Raw genomic sequence first — 26,978 nt, forward strand, 5'->3', positions numbered from 1 at the left:
CTAGGGACCGTCGACGATCCGGACCGGCAGCTCGACCAGCACCTCGCGCAGCGCCGCCGCGAAGCGCTCGTACTCGACGCTGCGGGCCGAGCCCGGCCGGGTGGCCAGCCCGATCCGGCGACCGGGCGCCGGGGCGGCGAACCGGACGGCGGCCAGCCGGTCTGTGCGGCCGGCCTCGACGTCCAGGGCGGTGGCCGGCAGCAGGGTCACCCCGAGCCCCCCGGCGACGAGTTGGACCAGGGTGGACAGGCCCGCCGCGCGGGTGGTGGAGCCGGCCTGGTCGGCGCCGACCTCGCGGCAGATGTCCAGGGCCTGGTCGCGCAGGCAGTGGCCCTCCTCCAGCAGCAGCACGTCCAGGTCGAGCAGGACGTCCCGGGGCACGTCGATCCGCCCGGCGAGCGGGTGCTCCGGCGGGGCGACCAGGACGAAGTCCTCGTCGAACAGCGGGATGTCCCGGGTCGGCGAGGAGCCGCCGGCCGGGAGCGCGAGCAGCAGGACGTCCAGCCGCCCGGCGGCCAGGCCCTCCAGCAGCGAGGGGGTGCGCTCCTCGTGGACGTGCAGCTCCAGCTCCGGGAAGCGGTCGCGGACCAGCCGCAGCACGGTGGGCAGCAGGTACGGCGCGACGGTCGGGATCACCCCGAGGTGCAGCGGTCCGGTGAACGGACGGCGGGCGGCGTCGACCTCCTCGGTGAGGGCCTGCAGCGAGGCGAGCACCCGGCGCGCGTGCTCGTGCACGCGCTCCCCCAATGGAGTGACGATCACCTTGCGCGTCGTACGCTCGACCAGCTGCGCCCCCAGCGACTCCTCCAGCGCCGCGACCGCCCCGGACAGCGCCGGCTGGCTGGTCCCGGTCGCGGCGGCGGCCTCCCGGAAGTGCCGGTGCTCGGCCACCGCGACGAAGGCCTTGAGCTGGGCGACCGTCGGCGTGCGCGGGCCGCGGACTGTGGCGCTCCCCACAGCCGCCTCGGGTTTGCCGGCGGCGGCCCTGCGGGGAGCGGGCCGCGAGGTGGGCGATTCGGTACTGATAGCAATCTCCGATCAGACACATCCAGTCTAGCTATTTCTCTGATCAGTCCACGATGTGGAATTCTGGGTCGTGTCCGGAATCCGGACAAAGCTCCCTCAGTCTCACTTCAGGAGAAGCGAAACGTGCTCACGATCGGTGACAAGTTCCCCGAGTTCGACCTCAAGGCCTGTGTCGACCTGGATGCCGCGAGCGCCTTCGCCGACATCGACCACAAGACCTACGAGGGCAAGTGGAAGATCGTCTTCTTCTGGCCGATGGACTTCACCTTCGTCTGCCCGACCGAGATCGCCGCGTTCGGCAAGCTGAACGACGAGTTCGCCGACCGTGACGCCCAGATCCTCGGCGTCTCCGGCGACTCCGAGTTCGTGCACCACGCCTGGCGCAAGGACCACAAGGACCTGCGCGACCTGCCCTTCCCGATGCTGGCCGACATCAAGCACGAGCTGATGCGCGCCTGCGGCGTCGAGGCCGAGGACGGCACCGCCCAGCGCGCCGTGTTCATCGTCGACCCGAACAACGAGATCCAGTTCGTCATGGTGACTGCCGGCTCCGTCGGCCGTAACCCCAAGGAGGTCCTGCGGGTGCTGGACGCCCTGCAGACCGACGAGCTGTGCCCGTGCAACTGGAACAAGGGCGAGGACACCCTCGACGCCCAGGCCCTCCTGGCGGGCTGACCCATGGCCCTCGACGACCTGAAGGCCGCTCTCCCGGACTACGCCAAGGACCTCAAGCTCAACCTGGGCTCGGTCATCGGCAACTCCGACCTCCCCGCCCAGCAGCTCTGGGGCACCGTGCTGTCCTGCGCGATGGCCACCCGCAGCCCCGGTCTGCTGCGCGAGCTGGAGCCCGAGGCCAAGGCCAACCTCTCCCCGGAGGCGTACACCGCCGCCAAGGGCGCGGCCGCGATCATGGGGATGAACAACGTCTACTACCGGACGCTGCACCTGCTCTCCGACAAGGAGTACAGCACGATGCGGGCCGGTCTGCGGATGAACATCATCGGCACCCCGGGCGTCGAGAAGATCGACTTCGAGCTCTGGTGCTTCGCCGTCTCGGCCATCAACGGCTGCGGCCAGTGCCTCGACTCGCACGAGGCCGTCCTGCGCAAGGCCGGCGTCGACCGTGAGGTCATCCAGGCCTCGCTGAAGATCGCCGCCGTCCTCCAGGCCGTGGCCGGCGTCCTCGACTCCGAGGCCGCCCTCGCCGCCGTCAACGCCTGACGCACCCCGCACCACCTGACGGGCCCCTCCCACGGAGGGGCCCGTCGGCGTTTCCGCGTCCTCGCCCGGGCCCAACTCCGCTACAGTGCAAGGCGATCCGTGCACGACATACGACCCGAGGGGAAACCGGGTTGTCCGACCATCCGGAGAACGGCGGGGGCTTCCGGACCGACGCCGACCTGCTCCACCAGGCCGCCGGGACGGCCGGTGAGACGGCGGCCCCGATCCCGGACCAGACCGCGGCCCTCCTCGACTCCTCCCAGCAGGCCGTCGCCGGACTGCGCGGACTCCGGTCCGGCACCGCGCTCGACGACTGCACCGGCGCCTGGCACACCCTCCTGAACGACCTCCACGCCACGCTGAGCCGCCACGGCCGGCACCTCGACACGGCCGCACACCGCTACCGGGGCACCGACCAGCGGACCGCCACCCGGTTCGGCCCCACGGCGGCGCAGCGGCAGAACTTCGTCCGGCACTTCGGGTAGGCGGCCGCCGGCATGGACCTCGCGACACTGCGCGACACCGACTTCGGTCTGCTCCACGGCGCCGCCGACGCGTACGACAAGCTGCACGGCGAGTTCGGGCAGCACCTGGAGAACTGGCACACCGGAGTCGACCGGCGCACCGCCGCCGCCGGCTGGACCGGCCCCGCCGCCGACGCGGCGACCCCGGCCCTGCGGCTCACCACCGGCGAGTTGACGGCCGCCCGGACCGGGATCGGGTGGATCGGCCAGGTCCTGCGCACCGGGGCGGACGCCCTCGTCCTCGCCCAGTCGGCGCTGCGCAAGGCGCTGGAGGACGCGCGGAGCGCCGATCTGACGGTCGACGAGCACGGCACGGTCAGCGGTCCGACCCCGTCCCCCGCCGACCGGCACGACCCCGACCACCGGGCGGCCCGCGACCGGACCGCCGAGGCCCTCGCCGCCCGGATCAGCACCGCCCTCGCCGAGGCCGACACCGTCGACCGGGCCCTCGCCGCCCGGCTCCGGCACCACGCCGCCCGCGCCCACGACGGCACCGCCCTCGACCCGGCCGCCACCGCCCGGGACCGCCTCGACCCGACCCTGGCCCTACGCCCCCTGCTCGACGCCGTCATGCCGGGCGCGGACGCCCCGCCGGCCGAGGTGAACGCCTGGTGGAACGGCCTCCCCACGGACGAGCGGCAACGGCTGATCGAGGACCGTCCGGACCTCATCGGCAACCGCGACGGGATCCCCGCCACCGCCCGGGACCAGGCCAACCGGATCCTCCTGCCCCGACTCCTGGCGAGGTACGAGGGCTACCCGCCGCCGCTCGACGGCAGGACCGGGCTCAAGCTCGAAGGCTTCCGCAGGATCAGTGAACGGCTGAGGACCGAGGGCCAGGACCCTCCGGTCCTCCTCCTCGGCATCGGCGAGGAGGGCCAGGGCCGAGCCGTCCTCTCCTTCGGCGATCCGGACACCGCCCAGCACGTCACGTCCCTCGTCGGCGGCATGGGCACCGAACTGCGGCACATCGGCGGAGCCGACGCCGACCGGGCCAGGGCGGTGTACGACGCGGCGAAGCGCGCCGACCCGACCCGCAGCACGGCCTCGATCGCCTGGCTCGGTTACGACGCCCCGCTCGGCGCCGACGTCGCCTCGCGCACCGAGGCCGAGCACGGGGCAGCCGCGTACCAGCGGTTCCTCGCCGGACAGCGCGCCACCCATCAGGGCGCCCCGGCCCACGTCACGGCGCAGGGGCACAGTTACGGCTCGCTCCTGGTCGGACTGGCCGCCCGGCGCCCCGGCGGCCTCGCCGCCGACGACATCGTCCTGGTCGGCAGCCCCGGCACCGGGGCGGAGCACGCCTCGGACCTCTCGGTCGGCGCCGACCACACCTACGTCGGCGCCGCCCGGTGGGACTACGTCTCGCAGGCCGGCTGGTACGCCAGGGATCCCGCGCGGGCCGACTTCGGCGCCCAGCGCTTCGCCGTCCCGGACGGTTCGCCCGACGGCTCCGCGCACTCCTCCTACTGGGACGGCCGGCCCTGCGAGGACCGCACCTCGGTCGACAACATCGGCCGGATCGTCACCGGCCACGGCGACCGGATCACCCGGGAGGCCCCGCGGGGCGGCCGACCGTGACCCCGCGCCGCGGCCCCTCCGTCAGTCCGCGGCCGCCGTCGGCTGGGTGGCCGCCGTGCGTTCGGCGGCTTCACGGGCGGCTTCGAGGGCGGTGAAGACGGCCTGCCCGGCCTCGTTGCGGCGGCGCAGGTGGGCGACCACGGTGTTGGTGACGGCGATCAGCGGGACGGCGACCACCGCGCCGCCGATGCCGCCGATGATGCCGCCGGCCGCGACCCCGAGGACGACGCCGAGCGGGTGGACCCGGACGGCGCGGCCGAGGATGAGCGGCTGGAGGATGTGGCTCTCCACCTGCATCACCGCGATCAGCACGACCAGCACCATCAGCGCCGTCCACGGCCCCTGGGTGACCAGGGCGATCAGGACGGCGACGGTACCGGTGACGAGGGCGCCGACCAGCGGGACGAAGGCGCCCAGGAAGATGATCACGGCCAGCGGCATGGCCAGCGGCACGCCCAGCAGGTCGACGCCGATGCCGATGCAGAGCGCGTCGATGAAGGCCACGCAGACGGTGCCGCGCACGTACGCGGTGAGCGTCGTCCAGGCCTTGGGGCCGGCTCCGGCCATCGCGAAGCGGGACTGCCGGGGCAGGCCGCGCAGCGCCCAGTTCCAGATCCTGGAGCCGTCGTAGAGGAAGAAGAAGGTGGTGAAGAAGGTCATCAGCAGCGCGGTCAGGATCTCGACGGCGATCTGCGCGCCGGTGATCGAGGCCGAGGTGAGCTGGTCGGTGTTGGTGGTGATGGCCTTGGTGATCTGGTTGGCGAAGTCGGTGATCTGCTGCTGGGTCAGGTGCAGCGGGCCGGTGATCATCCAGTCCCGGAGCTGGTTGACGCCGGTCTTCACCTGAGCGGTGACGTCGGGCAGATTGGTGGACACCTGCCAGACCACGAACCAGCCGACCAGCCCGATCCCGGCCAGGCCGCTCAGGAAGACCCCGCCGGCCGCGAGCGAGCGCGGCACCCCGCGCCGGCGCAGCCAGGAGACCGAGGGTTCGAGCAGCGCGGTGATCAGCAGCGAGGCCAGCACCGAGAAGGCGACCAGCCGCAGCATGTCGACGACGTAGAAGACGACGTAGAGGGCGGCGCCGAGCAGCAGCAGCCGCCAGGTCGACTCGGCGGCCACCCGCAGGCCCCACGGCACCGCCTCGGCGGGGGTGGCGGGCCGGCCGGGGTGGTACTCGCGGCCGAGTGCGGCGTGCGCGGGCGGGGCGGGCGGGGTGGCGGGCGCGGTCGCCGCGGGCACGGCGGCCGGGGCGTCGGCGACGGCTTCGGTCGCGATCCCGGCGGCCGGGAGCGGGGCCGGGACCGCAGCCGGAACCGGTGCGGCCGCGAGGGCGGGGTCCGGGTCGGGGTCGGCGCGCGGTACCGGGACCGGGCCGGGTGCCTCGGCGAGGGCCGGGACGGGGAGTTCGTGCGGGTCGGCCGCCATCGCGGCGCGTCGGCGCCGTTCGATCACGGCGGCCGCGCTCGCCACCACGGCCATGCCCTTGGCCACGGCCTTGAAGGCCTTTCCGCCCCGCGCCATCCTCGCTACCGCCGCTTCCCCGTCGGACCCGCCGAGCCGGCGGTGACGCCGTGGGTCCCGCCACGGCCGTCAGGGATGACGCTACCCGGCGGGGGCGGGGCGGGTCCGCCCGCCGTGGGGTTCGGTGCGATCGCATCATTTCGCGAACCCGGACAAATCACCAGGTTCCTGGTGGTTTCGCCCAAGCACGACTGGGGAGGACTTCGAACGGGACGCCGAGTCGTCCCACGGGGGCGACCGATGCCAGCCGGGCCGGTCGTCCCGATGAACCAACTGATCAACCGAGCCAACCGCCGGCGGACCGGCCGGTGCGGGGAGCTACCAGGACCCCTTCCCGCGCCCCGCGTCCGCACCCAGGACCGCACCGCCCGTGGGCGCCTTGGTCAGCGCAACCCGGGCGGGGCGGCCCGCCCTTCCCGGCACGCCCGGGAACGCCACGGCCCCCGGCCGCTCGTCGCAACGGGACGAGCGGCCGGGGGCCGTGGGGAGTTGCGCCGCCCCGGGGGAGACGACGGGTCCTCCTAGTACCAGCTGTGGGCCTGCCAGAACGACCAGGCGCCGCAGGGGCTGCCGTAGCGGCTGTTCATGTAGCTGACGCCCCACTTGATCTGGGTGGCCGGGTTGGTGCGCCAGTCGGCACCGGCCGAGGCCATCTTGGAGCCGGGCAGCGCCTGGACCAGGCCGTAGGCGCCGGAGCCGCTGTTGGTCGCGGTGTAGTCCCAGCCGCTCTCGCGCTTCACGATCTGGCTGAAGCACTGGAACTGGGCGTCGTTGCCGACGATCTGCCGGGCCAGGTCCTGGACGGAGCCGGGGCTGACCGAGACGGGGGGTGCGCTGTTGTCCACCGCGGACATCGCCGACCGCGCCTTGGAGCGGTTGGCGGCGGCGTCGGCCGCGGCACGCTGGTCGGCGGCGGCCTTGGCGGCCTTGTCCGCGTCGGCCTTGGCCTGGGCGTCGGCCTTCGCCTGGGCGTCCGCGGCGGCCTTCTGGCGCGCGGCCTCCTCGGCGGCCTTCTGCTCGGCGGCGGCCTTGGCGGCGGCGTCGGCGGAGGCCTGCTGGGCGGTCGCCTGCTGGCCGATGTTGTCACTGATGGCCTGCGCCTGGGCGCCGGAGGGGACTTCGGCGAGCAGGGTCGCGCCGGCGACGTCGACCGTCTGCATGGCCTTGCCCTCGCTGCCCGAGGCCATGCCCACGACAGCACCGACAGCGGTGACCGCGGTGGCAGAGGCCACAGCAACTCCCCGGACCGAGATCCGAGTCACATGGATTCCTTCCAGCATCGCCCACGCGTGACCGTGCGGACGCAACATGCCCCTTGGCACGGACCTCCGCAGGTGCTCTGGTCACGGGAGGTGCTGGCCCGGCGTCCGGTCGAGGTGAGGCGACCGGGCGTTGGAATCGGGCGGCGTACGGCTCATCGGTCTTCAATTGTGCGTCCACCGACCGGAGTTGGCGGACCTTCCGGGGCCTGACTTCCGGAGTCCGGAAGCCCTGCCGCGCCGTACGCGGGGCCTGACAGAACCCTCACCATGCCGCACCGGGCACTGTCGACGCAATTCCCGTCCGCGTGGCGCATGTCACATTCACCGCCCGGGAGTTCTTCGGACAGAAAGCACTCGATGTGATGAAAGGGACGGGGCCCGCTCCGTCAGGAACGGGCCCCGCGCCGCGAGTTGAACCTATTGTCCGACTATGTCCCGATCAGGGACGTTTCACGGGTTGATGTCCTCCAGCATCTCCGTGACCAGCGCCGCGATCGGCGAACGCTCCGAGCGGGTGAGCGTGATGTGGGCGAAGAGCGGATGCCCCTTCAACTTCTCCACCACCGCCACCACACCGTCGTACCGGCCGACCCGGAGGTTGTCCCGCTGCGCCACGTCGTGGGTGAGCACCACCCGCGAGCCCTGGCCGATCCGGGACAGCACCGTCAGCAGGACGTTGCGCTCCAGCGACTGGGCCTCGTCCACGATCACGAAGGCGTCGTGCAGCGAGCGCCCCCGGATGTGGGTCAGCGGCAGCACCTCCAGCATCCCGCGGCCGATGACCTCCTCGATCACGTCCGGGGTGGTGACCGCCGAGAGGGTGTCGAAGACCGCCTGGGCCCAGGGGCCCATCTTCTCCGCCTCGCTGCCGGGCAGGTAGCCGAGCTCCTGGCCGCCGACCGCGTACAGCGGCCGGAAGACCATCACCTTGCGGTGCTGCCTCCGCTCCAGCACCGCCTCCAGCCCCGCGCACAGCGCCAGCGCCGACTTGCCCGTCCCGGCCCGGCCGCCCATCGACACGATGCCGATCTCCGGGTCGAGCAGCAGGTCCAGCGCCACCCGCTGCTCGGCACTGCGCCCGCGCAGCCCGAACGCCTCGCGCTCACCGCGCACCAGCCGGACCCGCCCGTCGCCGGTGACCCGGCCGAGCGCCCGGCCGCGCTCCGAGGTGAGCACCAGCCCGGTGTGCACCGGGAGCTCCTCGACCCCGTCGATGTCCACGGCGGCGTCGTGGCCCGCCGCGAACAGCGCGTCGACCTGCTCGGCCGCGACGTGCAGTTCGGACATGCCCGTCCAGCCGGAGGTGATCGCCAGCTCCGCCCGGTACTCCTCCGCGAGCAGGCCCACCGAGCTGGCCTTGATCCGCAGCGGGAGGTCCTTGGAGACGACGGTGACGTCGTACCCCTCGGCCTGCAGGTTGCGGGCGACCGCCAGGATCCTGGTGTCCGCCTCGCCGCCGCCCGCCCGGTAGCCGACCGGCAGTATCGAGACGTCGGAGTGGTTGAGCTCCACCCGGATCGACCCGCCCAGTTCGCCGACCGGGATCGGCTCGTCGAGCCGGCCGTGGCGGATGCGGTAGTCGTCGAGCAGGCGCAGCGCCTGACGGGCGAAGTAGCCCAGCTCGGGGTGGTGGCGCTTGGCCTCCAACTCGGTGACGACCACCACCGGGAGGACGACCTCGTGCTCCTCGAAGCGGGTCATGGCGAGCGGGTCCGCCAGGAGCACGCTGGTGTCGAGAACGTACGTGCGCCGGTCTGGTGTCCGGCGGCTCTTGGAACTGACCACTAGGCCTCCAGAGCGGATGACCCTGCGTCATCCGCGGCAAGCCGGCCCCGCTGCCCCGGTGGCCCCGGGACCGGACTGACTGGAGTATTCCCAGGCGGGGGGCGGTGCATTCGCGCCCCCGGCGAACTGACGGATCATTGCCGGTGAACGTTTGGCCTCGCGTGCGGCCCGGGTAGGCCAGGCCTACGGCGGTCATTCCCGCCGGAGCGGGGCCCGGAGCGGCCTGGGAACCGCCCCGAAGGCACCCTGGAGACGCCGCGAAGGCGCCGTGGCTCAGAGCCCGAGCCGCCGGTGGCGCTGTTCGAAGGCGCGCAGCGCGCGCAGGAAGTCGACCTTGCGGAAGGCCGGCCAGTACGCCTCGCAGAAGTAGAACTCGCTGTGGGCGCTCTGCCAGAGCAGGAATCCGGACAACCGCTGCTCGCCCGAGGTGCGGATGATCAGGTCCGGGTCGGGCTGGTTCGCGGTGTAGAGGTGCTCGGCGATGTGCTCGACGGTCAGGATCTCGGCCAGTTCCTCGATCGAGGTGCCGCGTCCGGCGTGCTCCTGGAGCAGCGAGCGGACGGCGTCGGCGATCTCGTGCCGACCGCCGTAGCCGACCGCGACGTTGACGGTGATGCCGTCGATCCCGGCGGTCTCCTCGGCGGCGCGCTTGAGCACGTCGGCGGTGTGCTGCGGGAGCAGGTCCAGCGCGCCGACCGGGTTGACCCGCCAGCGGCGGGCGGCGGCCAGGCCGGTGACGGCGTCCTCGATGATGCCGAGCAGCGGGACCAGCTCGTCGGCCGGGCGGTCCAGGTTGTCGGTGGAGAGCATCCACAGGGTGACGACCTTGACGTGGGTCTCGTCGCACCAGCCCAGGAACTCGCTGATCTTGTCGGCGCCGCGCTGGTGGCCGTACGCGGTGGAGCCGCCGGCCGCCTTGGCCCAGCGGCGGTTGCCGTCCAGGATCACGCCGATGTGGTGCGGGGTGCGACCGAGGTGGACCTCGACCCGTCGGCCGTAGAGCCGGTACATCCCGCCCAGCAGGGTGCGCAGCCCCGGCGTCCGTTCGGCGACATCGCGCAGACCCATGGTTTCCCGGCCCCTCCGTACTCGTTCGGACTGGTGCGTCACCGCCCCGGCGCAGCCTACTCCGGCGCGCAGGCGCACGGTAAAGCCGCAGGTAGCGGTCTGGTCACGGTCCTGTACGAAGTCTGTCGCGACGGGCGTGTCGCGGTCTTCCGGGCGGTGTGCGCGACGTGGACACGGAACGGTCTCCGATTCCTTAAGGGAGCCGTAAACCGGTTGTCGCATCCTTGACGACCAGCAATGGTCTAGTCCAGCTTTTGACCCGAGGCGGAACGAACGATCCCGCCCCCGGAGTCACCCGCGGACCTCCCCTCCCCCACACGCGGCCGCCGCGCCCCCCACCGCGGCGGCCGCTCCTCCCCCAGGAGCGTCACCCCATGGCCCGTACGCCGAACCAGCCCGCGCACAAGCGCCGGCGCAGCCCCCTCCCGGCCCTCGCGGCCGGCGCCACCGCCCTCGCCCTGGCCGGCGGCGGCCTCGCCCTCTTCGCCGGCGGCGCCAGCGCGGCGGACGGCAACCTGGTCACCAACGGCGGCTTCGAGAGCGGACTGAACGGCTGGTCCTGCACCGGCGGCGCGACCACGGTGTCCTCGCCGGTCCACTCCGGCACCGGCGCGCTCCAGGCCACCCCCGGCGCGGGCGACACCGCCGAGTGCACCCAGACGATCAGCGTGCTGCCCAACACCAGCTACACGCTGAGCGCCTGGGTACAGGGCCCGTACGTCTACCTCGGTGCCCGCGGCACCGGCGGGACCGACCCGTCCGCCTGGTCGAACCAGGCCAGCTGGAACCAGCTGTCCAGCACCTTCACCACCGGGGCGAACGCCACCAGCGTCACCGTCTACCTGCACGGCTGGTACGGGCAGAGCGCCTACCTCGCCGACGACGTCGCGCTGGTCGGCCCGGGCGGCACCTCCACCCCGTCCCCGACGGCCACCCCGACCGGGACGCCGACCCCGACGCCGACGGCCACCGCCACGCCGACCGGGACGCCCACCCCCACGGCCACGCCGACCCCCACCGCAACGCCCACCGGGACGCCCACCCCGACCCCGACCGGCACCACCCCGCCGGCCACCGGCCTGCCGGCCCACGCGGTCACCGGCTACTGGCAGAACTTCGACAACGGCTCGACCCCGCAGCGCCTGAGCGACGTGCAGAGCGCGTACGACATCATCGCGGTCTCCTTCGCCGACGCCGTGCCGACCCGGACCGGCGCGATCAGCTTCACCCTGGACCCGGGGCTGTCCAAGGCGCTCGGCGGTTACACCGACGCCCAGTTCCGCGCCGACATCAAGGCCAAGCAGGCGGCCGGAAAGAAGGTCGTCCTCTCCATCGGCGGCCAGAACGGCGCGATCACCGTCGGCGACGCCACCGCCGGGGCGAACTTCGCCGACAGCGCCGCCGCGATCATCAAGGACTACGGCTTCGACGGCGTCGACGTCGACCTGGAGAACGGCGTCCAGGCCGGCCCGCTCGGCGACGCGCTGCACGCCCTGCAGGCCAAGGTCGGCCCCGGCTTCATCCTGACCATGGCTCCCGAGACCATCGGGATGTACAGCACCGCGGGCGCCTACTTCCAGCTGGCGCTGAACACCAAGGACATCCTGACCGTCGTCAACACCCAGTTCTACAACTCGGGCGGCATGAACGGCTGCGACGGCAAGGTCTACAACCAGGGCACGATCGACTTCATCACCTCGCAGGTCTGCACCCACATCCAGGGCGGCCTGCGGCCCGACCAGGTCGGCATCGGCGTCCCGGCCTCCGCCAAGGCGGCCGGCGGCGGCTACGTCGACCCGTCGGTGGTGAACAACGCGCTCAACTGCCTGGCCACCGGCAACAACTGCGGCAGCTTCGTGCCGCCGGCCAAGTGGCCCACCATCCGGGGCGCGATGACCTGGTCCACCAACTGGGACGCCAACAACGGCAACGCCTTCTCCAACGCGGTCGGCCCGTTCGTCCACAAGATGCCGTGAGGCACAGCGAGGTCTAACTCCCCTCGACGCGCCGCTCCTTGAGGGTGGGGCCGGCGCGTCGACGGCGGGGCCCGTCGTACCGACTCCGGTACGACGGGCCCTTCCGCCTTACCGCCGGCTATCGAGCCAGCACCGCGGTGAGCGCGCCGAGCAGCAGGAACGGGCCGACCGGGACGTCGAGTCCGCGCCACGGGCGCCGGCGGACCAGCAGGGCGGCGACCCGCATGGTGCCCCACAGCCCGGCGAGCACCACCGCGGCGACCAGCCCGCCGATCGCGACCCGCCAGCCGTACCAGCCGAGCAGCCCGCCCAGGGCGAGCCCGAGCGGGGAGTCGCCGGGGCCCAACGCGCCGATCTGGACGGCGACTTCGAGCAGCGCCCCGACCGCCAGCGCGACCAGCAGGCAGCGCAGCAGCACCCCCGGGCGCCCCTCGGCCAGCGCCGCCACCGCCAGCAGGGCGGCCACCCCGGCCAGCAGCGGCACGGTCAGCCGGTACGGCAGCCGGCGCACCCGGGCGTCGGTGAAGCCGAGCGCCACGCCGAACGCGCCCGCCCAGGCGAGCGCCGCCGTCTGCGGACCGTCCGCCGCGTACGCCACCGCGACCGCGACCGCCGCGGCGACCGCCTCCACCGCTCCCGCACCGGCCCCCAGTCGCCCGCGGCAGCCCGGGCAGCGACCGGTCGGGGGCAGCAGCCGCCCCACCGGGCGCCCGCACAACGGACAGGCCTCGCACCAGGATTCGCCCTCGGGCACGGCGCAGCGGGCGACCAGCGCGCGCAGCGCGGGCGCCAGCAGGAGACCGACCAGCACCGCCCCGGCCACGACCGCCACCACCGGCACTCCCCCTCCTCGTCGACCCACCGGTCCCCATCTTCGCGTCCGGGGCGGACCTGCGGTGTGCCGTCCGTCTCGTTCCGCACCGGAATCCGCGCGGGAAATGGACGGCGTTCCTCGCATACGCGAGCATTGCGGACATTCGGCCAGCGGTTTGGAAGGCCGTTCGACACCCCCGCCTGTCGATCCAAGGTCGACCCGAGGAGCCCCTTCCCGGCCCCGGCGAGCCTCCTCCCCGGACACCCGACACCGGGCCCCGGCATGCCCCTAAAGTAGGCAGGCATGCAGGTCATCCAGTCCAGCAAGCTCGCCAACGTCTGCTACGACATCCGCGGCCCGGTGCTCGATGAGGCGATGCGGCTGGAGGAACAGGGCCACCGCATCCTCAAGCTCAACACCGGCAACCCGGCCACCTTCGGCTTCGAGGCGCCCCCGGAGATCCTCCAGGACATCCTGCGCAACCTCGCGAACGCGCACGGGTACGGCGACTCCAAGGGCCTGCTCTCGGCCCGCCGCGCCGTGGTGATGCACTACGAGGACCGCGGCCTGCACGGGCTCTCCGTCGACGACGTCTTCCTGGGCAACGGCGTCTCCGAGCTGATCCAGCTCGCCATGACCGCGCTGCTGGACGACGGCGACGAGGTGCTCGTCCCGGCGCCGGACTACCCGCTGTGGACCGCCTCGGTCTCGCTGGCCGGCGGCACCGCGGTGCACTACCGCTGCGACGAGCAGTCCGAGTGGTACCCGGACCTCGCCGACATCGAGGCCAAGGTCACCGACCGGACCAGGGCCATCGTGGTGATCAACCCCAACAACCCGACCGGCGCGGTCTACCCGCGCGAGGTGCTGGAGGGCATCGCCGAGATCGCCCGCCGGCACCAGCTGGTGATCTACGCGGACGAGATCTACGACAAGATCCTCTACGACGACGCCGAGCACGTCCCGCTGGCCACCCTGGCCCCGGACCTCTTCTGCGTCACCTTCAACGGACTGTCCAAGGCGTACCGGGTCGCGGGCTTCCGCTCCGGCTGGATGGTGCTCTCCGGCGACCGCCAGCGCGCCCACAGCTACGTCGAGGGCCTGACCGTGCTCGCCTCGATGCGGCTGTGCGCCAACATGCCGGCCCAGCACGCGGTGGCCGCCGCGCTCGGCGGACGGCAGTCGATCAAGGACCTGGTGCTGCCCGGCGGCCGGCTGCTCGCCTCCCGCGACGCCGCGTACGAGCTGCTCAACCAGATCCCGGGGGTCAGCTGCGTTAAGCCGAAGGGCGCGCTGTACGCCTTCCCCCGGCTGGACCCGAAGGTCTACAAGATCAAGGACGACGCCCAGATGGTGCTGGACCTGCTGCGCTCCCAGCGCATCCTGCTGGTCCAGGGCACCGGCTTCAACTGGCCCGAACCGGACCACTTCCGGCTCGTCACGCTGCCGCGCGCCGAGGAGATCACCGACGCGGTGACCAGGATCGGCGAATTCCTCAGCGGCTACACCCAGCCCTGACCCCTCCCCGGCCCCTCCTCACGGGAGGGGTGTTCCGGTGCGGGAGAGAAAGCATTACGGCCGGAGTCCCCTGCCCTGGTGGTCTCCTTGGTCGGGGAAAGACCACCCGGCGGAACTCCGGCCGTCCTGTCACTCGGTCGGCGCGCGGTTCGTGCCGCGCGCCGACCTCTCGCTCGGCTGAGGCTCAGGCTCAGCCGAGGCGCGCGACCAGGTTCCGGTACTCGTCCCACAGCTCCTTCGGGGTGTGGTCGCCGAACAGCTCCAGGTGGGCCGGCACGAGCGCGGCCTCCTGGCGCCAGATGTCGGCGTCCACGGTGAAGAGCAGGTCGAGGTCCTCCTCGGACAGCTTCAGGTCACCCAGGTCGAAGCCCTCGACCTTCGGCAGCACGCCGATCGGGGTCTCGACGCCGTCGGCCGTGCCCTCCAGGCGCTCGACGATCCACTTGAGCACGCGGCTGTTCTCGCCGTAGCCGGGCCAGACGAACTTGCCCTCGGCGTTCTTGCGGAACCAGTTGACGTAGTAGATCTTCGGCAGCTTGGCGGCGTCCGCCTGGGCGCCGACCTTCAGCCAGTGGGCGAAGTAGTCGCCCATGTTGTAGCCGCAGAACGGCAGCATCGCGAACGGGTCGCGGCGCAGCTCGCCGACGGTGCCCTCGGCGGCGGCGGTCTTCTCGGAGGCGATGTTGGCGCCCAGGAAGACGCCGTGCTGCCAGTCGAAGGACTCGGTCACCAGCGGGACGGCGGTGGCCCGGCGGCCGCCGAACAGGATCGCCGAGATCGGCACGCCCGCCTGGTCCTCCCACTCGGGGGCGATGGTCGGGCACTGCGCGGCCGGGACGGCGAAGCGGGCGTTCGGGTGGGCGGCGGGGGTGCCGGACTCGGGGGTCCAGTCGTTGCCGCGCCAGTCGGTGAGGTGCGCCGGGGGCTCCTCGGTGAGGCCCTCCCACCACACGTCGCCGTCGTCGGTGAGGGCGACGTTGGTGAAGACGGTGTTGCCCCAGAGGGTCTCGATGGCGTTGGCGTTGGTGTCCACGCCGGTGCCGGGGGCGACGCCGAAGAAGCCGGCCTCGGGGTTGATGGCGTACAGGCGGCCGTCGGCACCGAAGCGCATCCAGGCGATGTCGTCGCCGATGGTCTCGACCTTCCAGCCCGGGACGGTCGGCTGGAGCATGGCCAGGTTGGTCTTGCCGCAGGCCGACGGGAAGGCGGCCGCGACGTACTTGACCTCGCCGGACGGCGGGGTGAGCTTGAGGATCAGCATGTGCTCGGCCAGCCAGCCCTCGTCGCGGGCCATGGTCGAGGCGATGCGCAGCGCGTAGCACTTCTTGCCGAGCAGGGCGTTGCCGCCGTAGCCGGAGCCGAAGGACCAGATCTCCTTGGTCTCCGGGAAGTGCGAGATGTACTTGGTGCTGTTGCACGGCCACGGCACGTCCGCCTCGCCCTCGGCGAGCGGGGCGCCGACGGTGTGCACGGCCTTGACGAAGTCGCCGTCCTCGCCGAGCTGCTCGAGCACGGCCTTGCCCATGCGGGTCATCACGCGCATCGACACGGCGACGTAGGCGGAGTCGGTGATCTCGACGCCGTACGCGGCCAGCGGGGATCCGACCGGGCCCATCGAGAAGGGCACGACGTACATCGTGCGGCCCTTCATCGCGCCGCGGAACAGACCCTGCTCACCCTGGAAGATCTCCCGCATCTCGGCGGGGGCCTTCCAGTGGTTGGTCGGGCCGGCGTCCTTCTCCTGCTCGGAGCAGATGAAGGTGCGGTCCTCGACGCGCGCCACGTCCGAGGGGTCCGAGGCGGCGTAGTAGGAGTTGGGGCGCTTTTCCTCGTTCAGCTTCTTGAAGGTGCCCTGAGCCACCAGCAGGTCCGCGAGGCGCTGGTACTCCTCGTCGGAGCCGTCGCACCACTCGATGCGGTCCGGCTGGGTGAGCTCGGCGATCTCGCTCACCCAAGCGAGCAGCTGCTTGTGGCGGGTGGGCGCGGATGCGCTGAGAGCAGAGATCTCGTACGACACGATCGCTCCGTTTCACGCCGTCCCGGCGGGGAGACGGCGTTGCGGGGGTCTGAGGGTGCTTGCAGCGTAGACCCGGCTTCCGGCCTCCAATGAGGCACTGCGGCGAAATTGACGCATCTTTTACTACAGTAAGTATGATTACTGGCCAGTAATGGTCCATGCTCATCGGGCCCGGAGTGTGCGGCACCACACTCCGATTACTCCAAAACGTCCAAGAGTGACGATCGCCACTTCCTTACGCGCCAGTAACCTACGGTTCCGTAGGTAGCAGGTAGCATGCTGCCCATGACTGCTGCTGCGCTCGCGGAGAGCACTGGGGAGGACCCGGCCGAGAGCCGGGAGGGCAAGCCGAAGTGGCGCGGCTGGCTGCACGCCGGGATGTTCCCCGCCACCGTCGCCGCCGGGATCGTGCTGATCTGCCTGGCCGACTCAACGCCGGCCAAGATCGCCTGCGCGATCTACTCGGTCAGCGCCTGGCTGCTGTTCGGGGTCAGCGCGGTCTACCACCGCTTCGACTGGGGCCCGCGCGGGGACGCCGTGCTCCGGCGGCTGGACCACGCGAACATCTTCCTGATCATCGCGGGCACCTACACGCCGTTCACGATCCTGCTGCTCAACGGCGCCGACCAGCAGATACTCCTCTGGGTGGCCTGGGGCGGAGCGCTCGCCGGGATCGCCTTCCGGGTGTTCTGGGTCGGCGCGCCGCGCTGGCTGTACACCCCCGTGTACATCGCGCTGGGCTGGGCCGCCGCCTTCTTCCTGCCGGACTTCCTGCGCGCCGGCGGGGTAGCCGTGCTGGTGCTGATGATCGTCGGCGGGGTGCTCTACAGCATCGGCGGCGTGGTGTACGGGCTCAAGCGGCCCAACCCCTCACCGCGCTGGTTCGGCTTCCACGAGGTGTTCCACGCCTTCACCCTCGGCGCCTTCATCGTGCAGTACGTCGGCGTCTCACTGGTGGCGTACAGCGCGGCCGGCTGAACCCGGCGCACCCCGACGGGCGGTCGTCCGGTCCACGGACCGGGTGGCCGCCCGTTCGGCCGTCCACGGCCGCTCGTACCCGGCCCGGCCCTGCGGGCGGCGCGGGTACGGCGGGTGGTCGGCGGCACCGGACTCCGACTGCGGGGAGTGCACCGCGTCGACGGCCTCCGGCGGCTCGGGCAGCTCCGACTCGACCTCCGGACGCACCGGACCGGCCGCCACCCCCACCGACGACCCGACCCGCCCGCGCGCCTGCCGCTCGTCCAGCGCCTCGCGGGCCCGGCGGCAGCGCTCGCAGTGGGCGGCGTCCGGGATGCCGCGCCGCGGCCGGTGCCCGGCCCGGGAGGGCCGCCGGTGCGCGGCCTGCCAGCGGCGGCCGACGTACACCATGAGCAGCAGCGTCTCGACCCCGGCGACCGCGAGCACCAGCGGCGCACCGTTGATCAGATAGGCCGCGACCACGGCCAGCGCGGAACCCACCACCACGGCCGCGCCCCACGCCTGGGCATTCGCCCACCTGTCGTCACCGTCAGCCACTTCGGTTCCCCTTTCCCGGCGCCGGGCTCGTGGTCGGCTCCTGCCGCCCCACCCCTTCTCCGCTCTCGGCACGCGTCCGGCCAGCACTGACCGATTGCCACATGGTATCTACCGACAGTCACCCGGGGCCTCCCCGAGGCGGCGAACGACAGATCAACGTTGCGTCAATTCCACATGCGGAAGCAGCACTTCCAGGACACATCACGGAGAGTGATCATATCGTCGCAATGCCCACGGATTGACGGTCGGCCTCTTTTGAGAGTTACTGTCATTTGACAGAGACTTTCTCAAGCCACGCCCCTGGAGGCCACCGTGTCCGCCGACCCGCGCCGCTGGCTCGCCCTGATCGCCGTCGCCTTGAGCGTCCTGGTGATCAGCTTCGACATGACGATCCTCAACGTCGCCCTGCCCACCCTGGCCGCACAGCTCCGGGCCACCACCGGGCAGCAGCAGTGGATCGTCGACGCCTACACCGTGGTCTTCGCCGCCGTGATGCTCCCGGCCGGCCTGCTCGGCGACCGGTACGGCCGCCGCCGCACGCTCACCGTCGGCCTCGCCCTGTTCGGACTCGCCTCCGCCGTCGGCATGCTCACCGACTCCCCCGGCACCCTGATCGCCGCCCGCGCCGCCATGGGCCTGGCCGCCGCGCTCGTCATGCCGATGTCGCTGGCGGTCATCCCCGGGATCTTCCCCGCCGGCGAACGCCGCCGGGCCACCGCGATCCTCACCGCCGCCATCGCCGTCGGCGCCCCGCTCGGACCGCTGATCGGCGGCCTGCTGCTCCAGCACTTCTGGTGGGGATCGGTCTTCGCCGTCAACGTCCCGCTCACCGTGATCGGCATCGCCGCCTGCCTCCTGCTGCTGCCCGAGTCCCGCAACCCCTCCGCACCCCGGATGGACCTGCCCGGCACCGTCCTCGCCGCCACCGGCCTCGGCGCGCTCACCTACGGCATCATCGAAGGCTCCGACCGCGGCTGGGCCGACCCGCTGGTGCTCGCCACGCTGATCGGCTCAGTGGTCCTGCTCACCACCCTGGTGCTGCGCAGCCGCCGCCGGCCCGACCCGATGCTCGACCTCACCCTGCTCGCCGAGCCGACCTTCCGCTGGGCCTCGGTCGCCGCCACCCTGATCTCGCTCGTCCTGTTCGGCGCCTTCTTCGTCCTGCCGCTCTACTTCCAGAGCGTGCTCGGCACCGACGCCCTCGGCTCCGGACTGCGGCTGATGCCGATGATGCTCGGCCTGCTCGTCGCCGCCCGGCTCAGCGAGCGGCTGGTGACCCGGATGGGCGCCCGCGCCGTGATCACCCTCGGCCTGGCCCTGCTCGCCGCCGCCCTGCTGTTCGGCAGCCGCACCGGCGCCGCGGACGGGTACGGGCGGGCCGCGGTCTGGCTCACCGTCCTCGGTCTCGGCATGGGCCTGGCCCTGATCACCGCCCAGGCCTCCGCCATGATCACCCTGCCGCCCGCCCGGGCCGGCGTCGGCTCCGGGCTGCTCCAGACCCTGCGGCAGGTCGGCGGCGCGATCGGGATCGCCGCCTTCGGCAGCCTGCTGGCCGGGGCCTACCGGGGCGCGCTGGACACCGGCGGACTCCCCGCCGAGGCGGCACACCGGGCCGGGACGTCGGTGGTCGCCGCCGACGCCCTCGCCCGGGAGACCGGGCAGCCGGCGCTCGGCGCCGCGGCGCACGCGGCGTACGTGCACGGGATGGGGGTGGTGCTGCTCGTCGCCGGGCTGGTCGCGGTGGTCTCGGCGGTGCTGGTCGCGGCCCGGATGCCGAGCGGGGACGGTGCTCCGGGTCCGGGCCCGGGCCCGGACCCGGACCCGGCCGACGTCGTCGCGGACCCGGCCCAGGCCGACGCCGTCGCGGGCCCGGCCGGAGCCGCCGCCACCGGAGATCACCGATAATCGGGGGCATGAAGACCGAGCAGCCGACCACGGCCCTCCCGGACGGCCCGACCAACCCGGTCCAGGCGCTGCTGGAGGCGCCGCTGTCGCTGCGCGAGCGGAAGAAGCTGAAGACCCGGCAGACCGTGCGCCGCGAGGCGTACCGCCTGTTCTCCGAACAGGGCTACGAGAACACCACGGTGGAACAGATCGCGGCCGCCGCCGAGGTCTCCCCCTCCACCTTCTTCCGGTACTTCGCCACCAAGGACGACCTCGTCCTCACCGACGAGTACGACCCGGCGATCATCGCCGGCCTGCTCGCCCGGCCGGCCGACGAGCCCTTCCTGCGGTCCTGCCGGGAGACCCTCATCGGCCTGATCCGCACCCTGCTCCAGCACGAACGCCAGGAACTGCTGACCCGGATGCGGCTGGTCACCCAGGTCCCCTCGCTGCGCGCCGGGATGTTCCGCACCGGCAACAGCCCGCACGAGCTCTACCTCTCCGTGCTCACCCGGCGGGCCGGCGTCGAGGAACCCACGTACGCCATGCGGGTCACCGCCGCCGCCATCGGCGCCGCCACCACCGAGGCCGTACTGCAGTGGGCCGCGGACGACGGCCGGGAGGACATCGCCGACCTGGTCGACCGCACCTTCGCGCTGCTGGAGAACGGCTTCGCCGGGGTGTGAGCCCCCGACGGGACCGGGGCCCGGCTCGGGTGAGCCGGGCCCCGGTGGGCGTCAGCGGTGCTGCTGCCCGTCAGCGGAGGCCGCGCCTCCGCCGTAGCACCGCGCCGGCGCCCACGCCCGCGGCCGCCAGCGCGGTGGCGCCCAGCGCCGCGGCCGCCGTCACGGCCGGGACCGCCGAACCGCCGCCCGCCGCCGCCACCGGCGCGGCCTCCGGTGCAGCCTTCGGTGCGCCGCCCGCCGCGGTCTCCAGCGGGTAGCCGCCGCCCTTGCCCTCCCGGTCGTACGCCGAGCCGGGCAGCTTGTCCCCGTACCGCTGGTGCACCAGCTGCTGGTACGCGGCCAGCGACACCCCGCCCGCGCCCACCGAGCGCCGGGCCTCGTCGTCCAGCGGCAGCACCCGGCCGTCGCGCAGCACGTACCAGGCGTTGACCTGCGGCTCCCGGAAGGCCGTACCGCCGCCGCTGCCGACCGCTTTCGCCGCGTAGTCGCTCTCGTCGCCGCCGGAGGCGATGTTCACCACCCGCCAGGCGTCACCCTGCCGGACCGTCCAGACCGAGGCGGTCTGCCCGTCCGCCGCGACCACCTTGCTCGCCGTGAACTCGGCCTTCGCCACCGGTGCGCCCGGGGTGCCGGCCACGAAACCGGCGTCCAGGGTGTAGACCGGCACGGTGTCCCCGGCCAGGCGGGGCGCCGCGTCACCCGCCGCCTTCGCCTCCTCGGCCGCGCCGATGGTCAGCTGCTGGGTCGGCGGGACGCCCTTGCGGGCGAAGAAGTGGCCCACCTTGTCGAGCACCGACGGGTCCTGGACCGCGCTGCGGGCCCCGGCCAGGTCGGCGGCGGGCACCGCCTCGGGCGCACCGGGCGCGGGCCCGTCGGCGTGCGCGGCCGGGGCGAACGCCAGCCCGAGGCCGGCGGCGAGCAGGGCGGTGACGGCGGCCCGACGGGCCTTGCTGAGCTCGGTCATGGTCGTCCTCACGCGCCGATCCGGTACAGGGAGTGGGTCCAGGAGAACGTGTCGTTGTTCACGTAGTACCAGTAGTCCGCCCAGTTGTAGCGGTAGTTGGACGGCCACGGGTCGCCCCAGTAGACCCAGTTGTTGCCGGTGTCGTAGCCGTACAGGACGTGCATGTGCCCGCCGCCCGAGCTCCACTGGATGCGGGTCTCGACCGGCCGGTCGGCGTCCACCTCCGTCTGCACGGTGCTGTAGCGCAGGTAGCCGGTCACGTACGAGCCCGGATTGATGCCGACCCAGTTCAGCCCGTTCTGCACATCGGCCAGCGAGGCCTGGCTGTTGGGGCAGCTGGAGTCGACCGAGCGGCCGAACGCGGCGTTGCAGAACTGGTTCTGGCTGTAGTTGTAGCCGAACCAGGTGGCGATGGTGTTCCCGCTCGCCGCCCAGCACCAGTTGGTCTGCTGTTGCTGCTGCATGGTGATGTTGAGCTTCTTGAACGTGCCGGCCAGATCGGCCGTACTGCCGGGCGCCGCCGCCGGGCGCACCTGCTGCGCGGCCCGGTGGAGGGCGGGGGCCGGGGCGGGCGTGGGGGCGGCCGCCGCCGGGGTGCTCGCCGCGGCGGTCAGCGCCGGGCCCAGCACGCCCAGGGCCAACAGCGAGACCGCGCGACGCAGCCGTATCCGTGGAACTGGCATGGGGGAATGCCTCCTTGCACGAGTGGAGCGAGGTGCTGTGTGGGGGCGCGGTCCGGATCGCGCCCCGAGCATCGCCCCGCACTCCGGGCCTGGTCAACGGCCCCGGACGGGCTCCGACCCCGGTGTGAACGCACCCGCGCGGAAGTGAACGGCACCCGGGAAACCCCAGCGCGAGCTGCCCGGACCGGTGACAAACCGCCGCCCGGATGTGAATATTCACGGTCAAAACCCGGTCCGCGCCCGCCAGGAGACCGCCATCCACCGAAGCGACCCAGCCGACCTCGCCGCCGCCCTGCGCACCGGCCCGTTCCACCTCGCCCTGCGCACCGCCATCGCCAACCGCGGCCTCGCCCTGCACCGCATCCGCCGCCACCTCGCCCTGCAAGGCGTCAACGTCGGCCTCACCAGCCTCAGTTACTGGCAGCAAGGGCGGCGCCGCCCCGAACGCCCCGAATCACTGCGCGCCGTCGCCGCCCTCGAAGACGTCCTCGACCTGCCCGAACACTCCCTCACCCGACTGCTCGGCCCCCGCCGCACCGCCGCGGCCGCCGGACCCCCCGTCCGCCCCTACCGCGACCTGATCTCCCCGCCCACCGCCGTCGACGACCTGCTCGCCACCCTCGCCGGCCCCCGCGACACCGGCCTCCACACCATCACCCACATCGAACGCATCCGCATCGGCCCCGACCGCCAACTCACCCGCCGCGACTCCCAACACGCCCTGCGCGCCCACCGCGACGGCATCGACCGCTACCTCGCCCTCCACCAGGGCGACCCCGGCAGCGACACCACCCTCGTCGGCGTCCGCGCCGAGGAGAACTGCCGCCCCGGCCGCATCCGCCGCGACCAGGCCCACCACCTGATCGCCGCCGAACTCCTCCTCGACCGCCGCCTCCGCCCCGGCGACACCCACCTCCTCGGCTACGGCTTCGACGACGCCCCCACCCCGACCCCCAGCTGCGAGTACGTCCGCGGCTTCAACTCCGGCGCCGGCCAGTACGTCCTCCAGATCACCTTCCACCCCACCGCCCTCCCCGTCCGCTGCCACCGCATCGCCCTCCACTCCCCCGGCGAACCCCCCTACGAAACCGAGGAGTTGACCCTCGACGGCCACCACTGCGTCCACCTGGTCGCCACGGCGGTCCGGCCCTGCATCCTGGGCATCCGCTGGGACTGGGAGTGAGGCGGGGCGGCGGTCAGTGCGACCAGTACGGGTCGTCGAGGAGGTTGTTGATGACGTACCCCCTGGAATCACGCGGTGTCCGGCCCAGCGGGGACAGGGGCTCGTATTCGTGGGCGGGCTGGTACAACACCCCGCCGGCTTCGGCCCGGAGCATCACGGTGTAGGAAGAGGGATCCTGGGTTTCATAGGCGTAGAACGTCAGGTAGATCTCGCCTCCGACGCTCCCCACGCCTTGAAGCGAGTGGAGCTCCTCGTTTCGCTCGACCACGCGGCTTCCGAGCGCGTGCCACACCTGGGTCACCTGGTCCATCAAGGCCGGCAGCTTGACCCGCGAGACAACGGTCCGCGCACGGATGATCTCGGTGACGTCCGACGCCATACTCGGTTCGCCGTCCCAGAGGTGATGCTCTCTGTCCACCTCGAAGTCCGCACCCGCGTAGGTGAGAGAAGGCGAGATCCCGTCCATGGTGGCGCGTAGGGCCGCGTCGATCCGGTGCTTCGCGGTGCCCGTGCCCACCCGGCCCGATCGGTCGGCCAGCGCCAGGGGGCCGTACCCGTTGACGAACAGCACCGCACCGACGGACACGGCGACGACGAGCGACAGCACGATCGCGCCGGCCACCTTCCAGCGCTTCGTCATCGGCCGGCCGTCAGGTGAACGTCCTCCGGCCTGCCCGCCACGATCGCACCGACGTTGCCCAGGGAGGGACCGCCGGTCTCGGGGGCCAGGTACTTGGTGTGCATCCCGAAGTCCAGCACGCTCCCCGACTTGCTCCAGCCGTCGACGGTGAAGCGCTTCGCGCCGAAGGAGTCGCTCGCCGGGTCCCTCCCGTACCAGAGGTCATGCGGGTCGGCCCCGATCAGCCCGCCGAAGGGCCACGGCGCCAGCTGGGTCTTCGGAGAGGGAATCTGGGTGACCGGGTCGTTTCCGGCCGCGCCCGCCCACACCCGGCCGGCCGGCATCCCGAGGTCCGACGCATGCTTCACCCCGACGCCAGGGCTGCCGATGATCACCACGTCATCCGGCCGCGAGTAGTTGCCCTGGTGAGAGGCCATCCACGTGGCCTGTCCGACGACGAGCGAGCCGTAGCTGTGTCCGATCGACGTGACGTGTGGGCTCTGGCCGCTCGCATTGGTCGCCCGGAGACCGGTGACGAACCTCGCGTAGTCGGGGGCGCCCTTCACTGCCCGCTCGGCCGTGGTCGCGTTCATGTCGGTACCCGGCGGGTCGTAACCGAGCCAGACGATCGAGGCCACCGATCCGCCGGGCTTGACCTTCTTATTGGCCTCCCGCCAGACGTTCAGCGCGTTCTCCGCCTCGTTGTTGCCGGGCGTGGTGCCGGGCTGCGCCTTTCCGAGCGAGTCAGGGGTGGTGGTGATTCCCGGAACGTAGGACGAGATGTCGGTCGCAGTGTCGGGGTTTCCGAAGGAGAGGATCGCGCGGCCCTGGCCTTCGGTACCGATACCGATCAGATACGTGTGCGGCCGACCATCCTGTGCTTGGGAGTCCTGCCGGAGACGTTCCCAGACGGGCCTGAGCTTCTCGTACTCCGCCTGCTCTTCCTTCGTCCGGTCCGTCTTGCCCTTGAGCTCTTTCATCCGCCGGTCGAGGTACTGCCGGTTGACCGAATCCCGCACCTCCGCCGGGATCCCGTCCAGGTTCCCGATGTTCTCCGGGTGGTGGTCGATGAACCACTGGCGGCCGTCCGGGCCGAGGTTGTTCCACCAGCTGTTGACCTCGGTGGGAGGCGCCCCCACGGCCGGCATGTCCCTCAGGTACGGCGCCGCCGGGCCGCTCGCCGCCTTCTGGTCGGCCTCGGCGACCGCGAGGGTCAGCCCCGACTTGCCGGTGGCGTGCTGGGTGAAACCGTTGAGCAGTCCGGCCAGTGTCTGGTCGGCCGTGCTCGCCTCGGTGATGGCCGCGCCGATCCGCTTGGAGATGTCGTCGGCCGCCGCCTTCTGCTTCGCCTCCTGGCCCGCGTCGACCGGGCCGCTCGAGGCGGGCCAGCTCACCGTCCCGTCGTCGCTGACCGTCAGGCCCTTGGCGCCGGCGTCCACGACGGCCTGTCGGAGCTTCGACTGGGCGAGCGTGAAGAGGTCCGCGTAGTCCCGCAGGGTCTGACCGATCGCGGCCAGTTCGGTTTCCGCGGCGTGCAGTTGGGTGGTGGTGGCGTCCAGGGAGGGGATCGCGGCGTCGGCGGCCGGTCCGCTCCAGCCGGAGCCGTGGACCCGGTCGGTGGTACCGCTCTTCCAGTCCGCGGTGTGCTGGGTGTACGCCTTGTGCAGTGCGTCGAACGCGTCCCCCGCCGCGTGCAGGTCGGCCGGCTTGGCGTTCTTCAAGCTCGCGAAGTCGAGGCGGCCCAGTCCCGCCTTCTTCTCTGGATCAGTCATGAGTGTTCCCCCCACTACTCGGCGCTACCATAGCCCACGACTGCCACATCGGAACCGGGGGGACATGATGGCGGACGGCAAGGGATTCACCGTCAAACCAGGCGAGTTGACCGCCGCCGGGAACAACGCGCTGACGGTCGCCGGGAAGGTCCCCGAAGAGACGGCGAAGCTCGCGGAGCCGAGCAGCACGGCCGCCGGGAGCCTGGCCGGGTGGCAGAGCGGGGCGGCGCTGACCGGGTGCAGCAGTGCCTGGAAGACGTTGCTGGACGGGCTCGCCACCGACATGAAGACTGCCGGGGGCCATCTGATCTCCTGCGCGCACGACTACCAGAACGCCGACCACCTGCCGCCGCCGACCGCGACGGCGGCCCACGACCCCTTCGAGACGAAGGTGGTCGGGGTGGCCGGCGTCCATCTGACCCGGGACGCGTGACGCTTAACTCCGTTAACTCCGTTACGGCGTCCGGAAGTCCACCACCAGGCAGTCCTCCACCGGCCGGTAGCCGATCTGCTGGTAGATGGAGTTGCTGATCGGGTTGGCGAGGTCGGTGTAGAGCAGCACCTCCTGCGCCCCCAGGCCGAGCGCGTGGGCGGAGGCCGCCGCGGTGACCGCGCTGGCGTAGCCGCGGCCGCGGCGGTCGGCGGGGGTGTAGACCGGGCCGATGCGGGACATTCCGGCGAGCACGGGGCTGGCGCCGGCCAGGGCGACCGGGGTGCCCGCGTCCTCCCAGAGGTGGAGGCTGCCGGCGGCCAGCTTGTCGTCCACCGCCCGGGCCACCTCGGAGAGGGTCATCTCGAGTTCGCGCAGGAACTCCTCGTACCAGCGAATCGCCAGTTCCCGGTCGGCCGGTCCGGCGAGCCGGGGCTGGCCGGCGGGCGGGCGCGGCGGGTCGGTGAGCCGGCCGAGCCGGTAGAGCCGCTCCTCGACCCGGACGGACTGTTCGGTGCCGGTGGCGGCCGTCCAGGCCGCGGCGAAGGCGCGGACCGGCTCGGCCCCGCCGCCGACGCCGGCGACCTCGGTGAACCCGGGGCCGGCCTCGGCCAGGCGGACCGCCAGCTCGGCGGCCAGGGCCGGTGGCATGGCGGAGAGCCGGGGGCCGAACGGCGGGGTCTGCAGGAAGGCGCCCTCCACCGGACCGCCCGGTTCGGCCTGCCACCAGCCGAAGACCGGCGGCCGCTCCCCGAAGGCGTCGAGGCCGGATCCGGCGAGCCGGTGGGCGATGGTGAGCAGGACGGTGTTCTCGGCCGGGCGGGTGGCCAGGAAGTCGCCCGCGTGGTGGCGGAAGTCGTCGAGCGAGGTGCTGAGCATCCAGGTCATGGACCATCCTCACCCCGCTCGACGCGCGTGCGCCAACG

The 26,978-nt window shown here is 72.4% G+C and carries 24 protein-coding genes; 11 read left to right on the forward strand and 13 right to left on the reverse strand.

Annotation, left to right across the window (positions count from 1 at the left end):
- Window positions 1-957 carry a LysR substrate-binding domain-containing protein gene (locus ACFVXG_RS06905; protein WP_387925060.1) on the reverse strand — a complete coding sequence of 319 codons (957 nt, stop codon included), beginning with the start codon at window positions 955-957 and terminating at the stop codon, window positions 1-3.
- Window positions 958-1,149: 192 nt separating this feature from the next.
- On the opposite strand from ACFVXG_RS06905, the gene ACFVXG_RS06910 reads away from it, so the two are divergent.
- The 4 genes from ACFVXG_RS06910 (at window position 1,150) to ACFVXG_RS06925 (ending at window position 4,352) form a co-directional block, all read left to right on the forward strand.
- The gene (locus tag ACFVXG_RS06910) at window positions 1,150-1,701 is read left to right on the forward strand and encodes a peroxiredoxin (protein ID WP_387925062.1); all 552 of its coding nucleotides are present in this window, start codon (window positions 1,150-1,152) and stop codon (window positions 1,699-1,701) included.
- A gap of 3 nt (window positions 1,702-1,704) precedes the next feature.
- Window positions 1,705-2,247: an alkyl hydroperoxide reductase gene (locus ACFVXG_RS06915; RefSeq protein WP_387925063.1), complete on the forward strand. Its 543-nt coding sequence runs from the start codon at window positions 1,705-1,707 to the stop codon at window positions 2,245-2,247.
- A 131-nt stretch (window positions 2,248-2,378) separates the two neighbouring features.
- Complete coding sequence (locus ACFVXG_RS06920) at window positions 2,379-2,732, forward strand: hypothetical protein (RefSeq protein ID WP_387925065.1); 354 nt, start codon at window positions 2,379-2,381, stop codon at window positions 2,730-2,732.
- 12 nt (window positions 2,733-2,744) lie between these two features.
- Window positions 2,745-4,352, forward strand: a complete 1,608-nt coding sequence (locus ACFVXG_RS06925) for an alpha/beta hydrolase (protein WP_387925067.1) — start codon at window positions 2,745-2,747, stop codon at window positions 4,350-4,352.
- 21 nt (window positions 4,353-4,373) lie between these two features.
- Here ACFVXG_RS06925 and ACFVXG_RS06930 read toward each other — a convergent pair whose 3' ends face one another.
- The 4 genes from ACFVXG_RS06930 to ACFVXG_RS06945 form a co-directional block, all read right to left on the reverse strand.
- Window positions 4,374-5,876: an AI-2E family transporter gene (locus ACFVXG_RS06930; RefSeq protein ID WP_387925068.1), complete on the reverse strand. Its 1,503-nt coding sequence runs from the start codon at window positions 5,874-5,876 to the stop codon at window positions 4,374-4,376.
- Window positions 5,877-6,397: 521 nt separating this feature from the next.
- A complete protein-coding gene (locus ACFVXG_RS06935; protein ID WP_387925070.1) occupies window positions 6,398-7,138 on the reverse strand; it encodes a transglycosylase SLT domain-containing protein in 741 nt (246 codons plus the stop codon).
- Window positions 7,139-7,588: 450 nt separating this feature from the next.
- On the reverse strand, window positions 7,589-8,923 hold the full coding sequence (locus ACFVXG_RS06940) for a PhoH family protein (RefSeq protein WP_387925072.1): 1,335 nt from the start codon (window positions 8,921-8,923) through the stop codon (window positions 7,589-7,591).
- Window positions 8,924-9,196: 273 nt separating this feature from the next.
- On the reverse strand, window positions 9,197-9,991 hold the full coding sequence (locus ACFVXG_RS06945; protein WP_387925074.1) for an isoprenyl transferase: 795 nt from the start codon (window positions 9,989-9,991) through the stop codon (window positions 9,197-9,199).
- 374 nt (window positions 9,992-10,365) lie between these two features.
- Between ACFVXG_RS06945 and ACFVXG_RS06950 the strand changes: the two genes are divergently transcribed.
- The gene (locus ACFVXG_RS06950; RefSeq protein ID WP_387925076.1) at window positions 10,366-11,967 is read left to right on the forward strand and encodes a chitinase; all 1,602 of its coding nucleotides are present in this window, start codon (window positions 10,366-10,368) and stop codon (window positions 11,965-11,967) included.
- Between the two features lie 118 nt (window positions 11,968-12,085).
- Here ACFVXG_RS06950 and ACFVXG_RS06955 read toward each other — a convergent pair whose 3' ends face one another.
- Window positions 12,086-12,808 (reverse strand): prepilin peptidase, encoded by a 723-nt coding sequence (locus ACFVXG_RS06955; RefSeq protein ID WP_387925078.1) that lies wholly within the window; start codon window positions 12,806-12,808, stop codon window positions 12,086-12,088.
- Window positions 12,809-13,084: 276 nt separating this feature from the next.
- Here ACFVXG_RS06955 and ACFVXG_RS06960 point away from each other — a divergent pair, with 276 nt between their 5' ends.
- On the forward strand, window positions 13,085-14,299 hold the full coding sequence (locus ACFVXG_RS06960) for a pyridoxal phosphate-dependent aminotransferase (protein WP_387925080.1): 1,215 nt from the start codon (window positions 13,085-13,087) through the stop codon (window positions 14,297-14,299).
- 190 nt (window positions 14,300-14,489) lie between these two features.
- On the opposite strand, the gene ACFVXG_RS06965 is transcribed toward ACFVXG_RS06960, so the two are convergent.
- Window positions 14,490-16,316, reverse strand: a complete 1,827-nt coding sequence (locus ACFVXG_RS06965) for a phosphoenolpyruvate carboxykinase (GTP) (protein WP_387925081.1) — start codon at window positions 16,314-16,316, stop codon at window positions 14,490-14,492.
- Window positions 16,317-16,601: 285 nt separating this feature from the next.
- Between ACFVXG_RS06965 and ACFVXG_RS06970 the strand changes: the two genes are divergently transcribed.
- Complete coding sequence (locus tag ACFVXG_RS06970) at window positions 16,602-17,294, forward strand: hemolysin III family protein (RefSeq protein WP_350506039.1); 693 nt, start codon at window positions 16,602-16,604, stop codon at window positions 17,292-17,294.
- Here the strand turns inward: ACFVXG_RS06970 and ACFVXG_RS06975 are convergent.
- Entirely contained in the window at window positions 17,265-17,831 is a 567-nt protein-coding gene (locus ACFVXG_RS06975; RefSeq protein WP_387925083.1) for a hypothetical protein, read from the reverse strand. The two genes, ACFVXG_RS06970 and ACFVXG_RS06975, sit on opposite strands and share 30 nt — an antisense overlap.
- A gap of 312 nt (window positions 17,832-18,143) precedes the next feature.
- On the opposite strand from ACFVXG_RS06975, the gene ACFVXG_RS06980 reads away from it, so the two are divergent.
- Both ACFVXG_RS06980 and ACFVXG_RS06985 read left to right on the forward strand, forming a co-directional pair.
- The gene (locus tag ACFVXG_RS06980; protein ID WP_387925084.1) at window positions 18,144-19,736 is read left to right on the forward strand and encodes an MFS transporter; all 1,593 of its coding nucleotides are present in this window, start codon (window positions 18,144-18,146) and stop codon (window positions 19,734-19,736) included.
- Window positions 19,737-19,744: 8 nt separating this feature from the next.
- A complete protein-coding gene (locus ACFVXG_RS06985; RefSeq protein ID WP_387925086.1) occupies window positions 19,745-20,401 on the forward strand; it encodes a TetR family transcriptional regulator in 657 nt (218 codons plus the stop codon).
- 70 nt (window positions 20,402-20,471) lie between these two features.
- Here ACFVXG_RS06985 and ACFVXG_RS06990 read toward each other — a convergent pair whose 3' ends face one another.
- On the reverse strand, window positions 20,472-21,365 hold the full coding sequence (locus ACFVXG_RS06990; RefSeq protein WP_387925088.1) for a hypothetical protein: 894 nt from the start codon (window positions 21,363-21,365) through the stop codon (window positions 20,472-20,474).
- An 8-nt stretch (window positions 21,366-21,373) separates the two neighbouring features.
- Window positions 21,374-22,048: a papain-like cysteine protease family protein gene (locus ACFVXG_RS06995; protein ID WP_387925090.1), complete on the reverse strand. Its 675-nt coding sequence runs from the start codon at window positions 22,046-22,048 to the stop codon at window positions 21,374-21,376.
- A 214-nt stretch (window positions 22,049-22,262) separates the two neighbouring features.
- Here ACFVXG_RS06995 and ACFVXG_RS07000 point away from each other — a divergent pair, with 214 nt between their 5' ends.
- Window positions 22,263-23,231 carry a hypothetical protein gene (locus ACFVXG_RS07000; protein ID WP_387925745.1) on the forward strand — a complete coding sequence of 323 codons (969 nt, stop codon included), beginning with the start codon at window positions 22,263-22,265 and terminating at the stop codon, window positions 23,229-23,231.
- Between the two features lie 13 nt (window positions 23,232-23,244).
- Here the strand turns inward: ACFVXG_RS07000 and ACFVXG_RS07005 are convergent, their stop codons facing one another.
- Entirely contained in the window at window positions 23,245-23,871 is a 627-nt protein-coding gene (locus tag ACFVXG_RS07005; protein WP_387925092.1) for a hypothetical protein, read from the reverse strand.
- Window positions 23,868-25,622 (reverse strand): alpha/beta hydrolase, encoded by a 1,755-nt coding sequence (locus ACFVXG_RS07010; protein WP_387925094.1) that lies wholly within the window; start codon window positions 25,620-25,622, stop codon window positions 23,868-23,870. Before ACFVXG_RS07010 ends, ACFVXG_RS07005 begins: the two co-directional genes overlap by 4 nt.
- 67 nt (window positions 25,623-25,689) lie before the next feature.
- Between ACFVXG_RS07010 and ACFVXG_RS07015 the strand changes: the two genes are divergently transcribed.
- On the forward strand, window positions 25,690-26,055 hold the full coding sequence (locus ACFVXG_RS07015) for a hypothetical protein (RefSeq protein ID WP_387925095.1): 366 nt from the start codon (window positions 25,690-25,692) through the stop codon (window positions 26,053-26,055).
- A gap of 21 nt (window positions 26,056-26,076) precedes the next feature.
- Here ACFVXG_RS07015 and ACFVXG_RS07020 read toward each other — a convergent pair whose 3' ends face one another.
- Window positions 26,077-26,940 carry a GNAT family N-acetyltransferase gene (locus ACFVXG_RS07020; RefSeq protein ID WP_387925097.1) on the reverse strand — a complete coding sequence of 288 codons (864 nt, stop codon included), beginning with the start codon at window positions 26,938-26,940 and terminating at the stop codon, window positions 26,077-26,079.
- Between the last annotated feature and the right edge of the window lie 38 nt (window positions 26,941-26,978).

The sequence above is a fragment of the Kitasatospora sp. NPDC058162 genome (genome assembly GCF_042884005.1).
In the GTDB taxonomy this organism is placed as follows: Bacteria; Actinomycetota; Actinomycetes; order Streptomycetales; family Streptomycetaceae; genus Kitasatospora.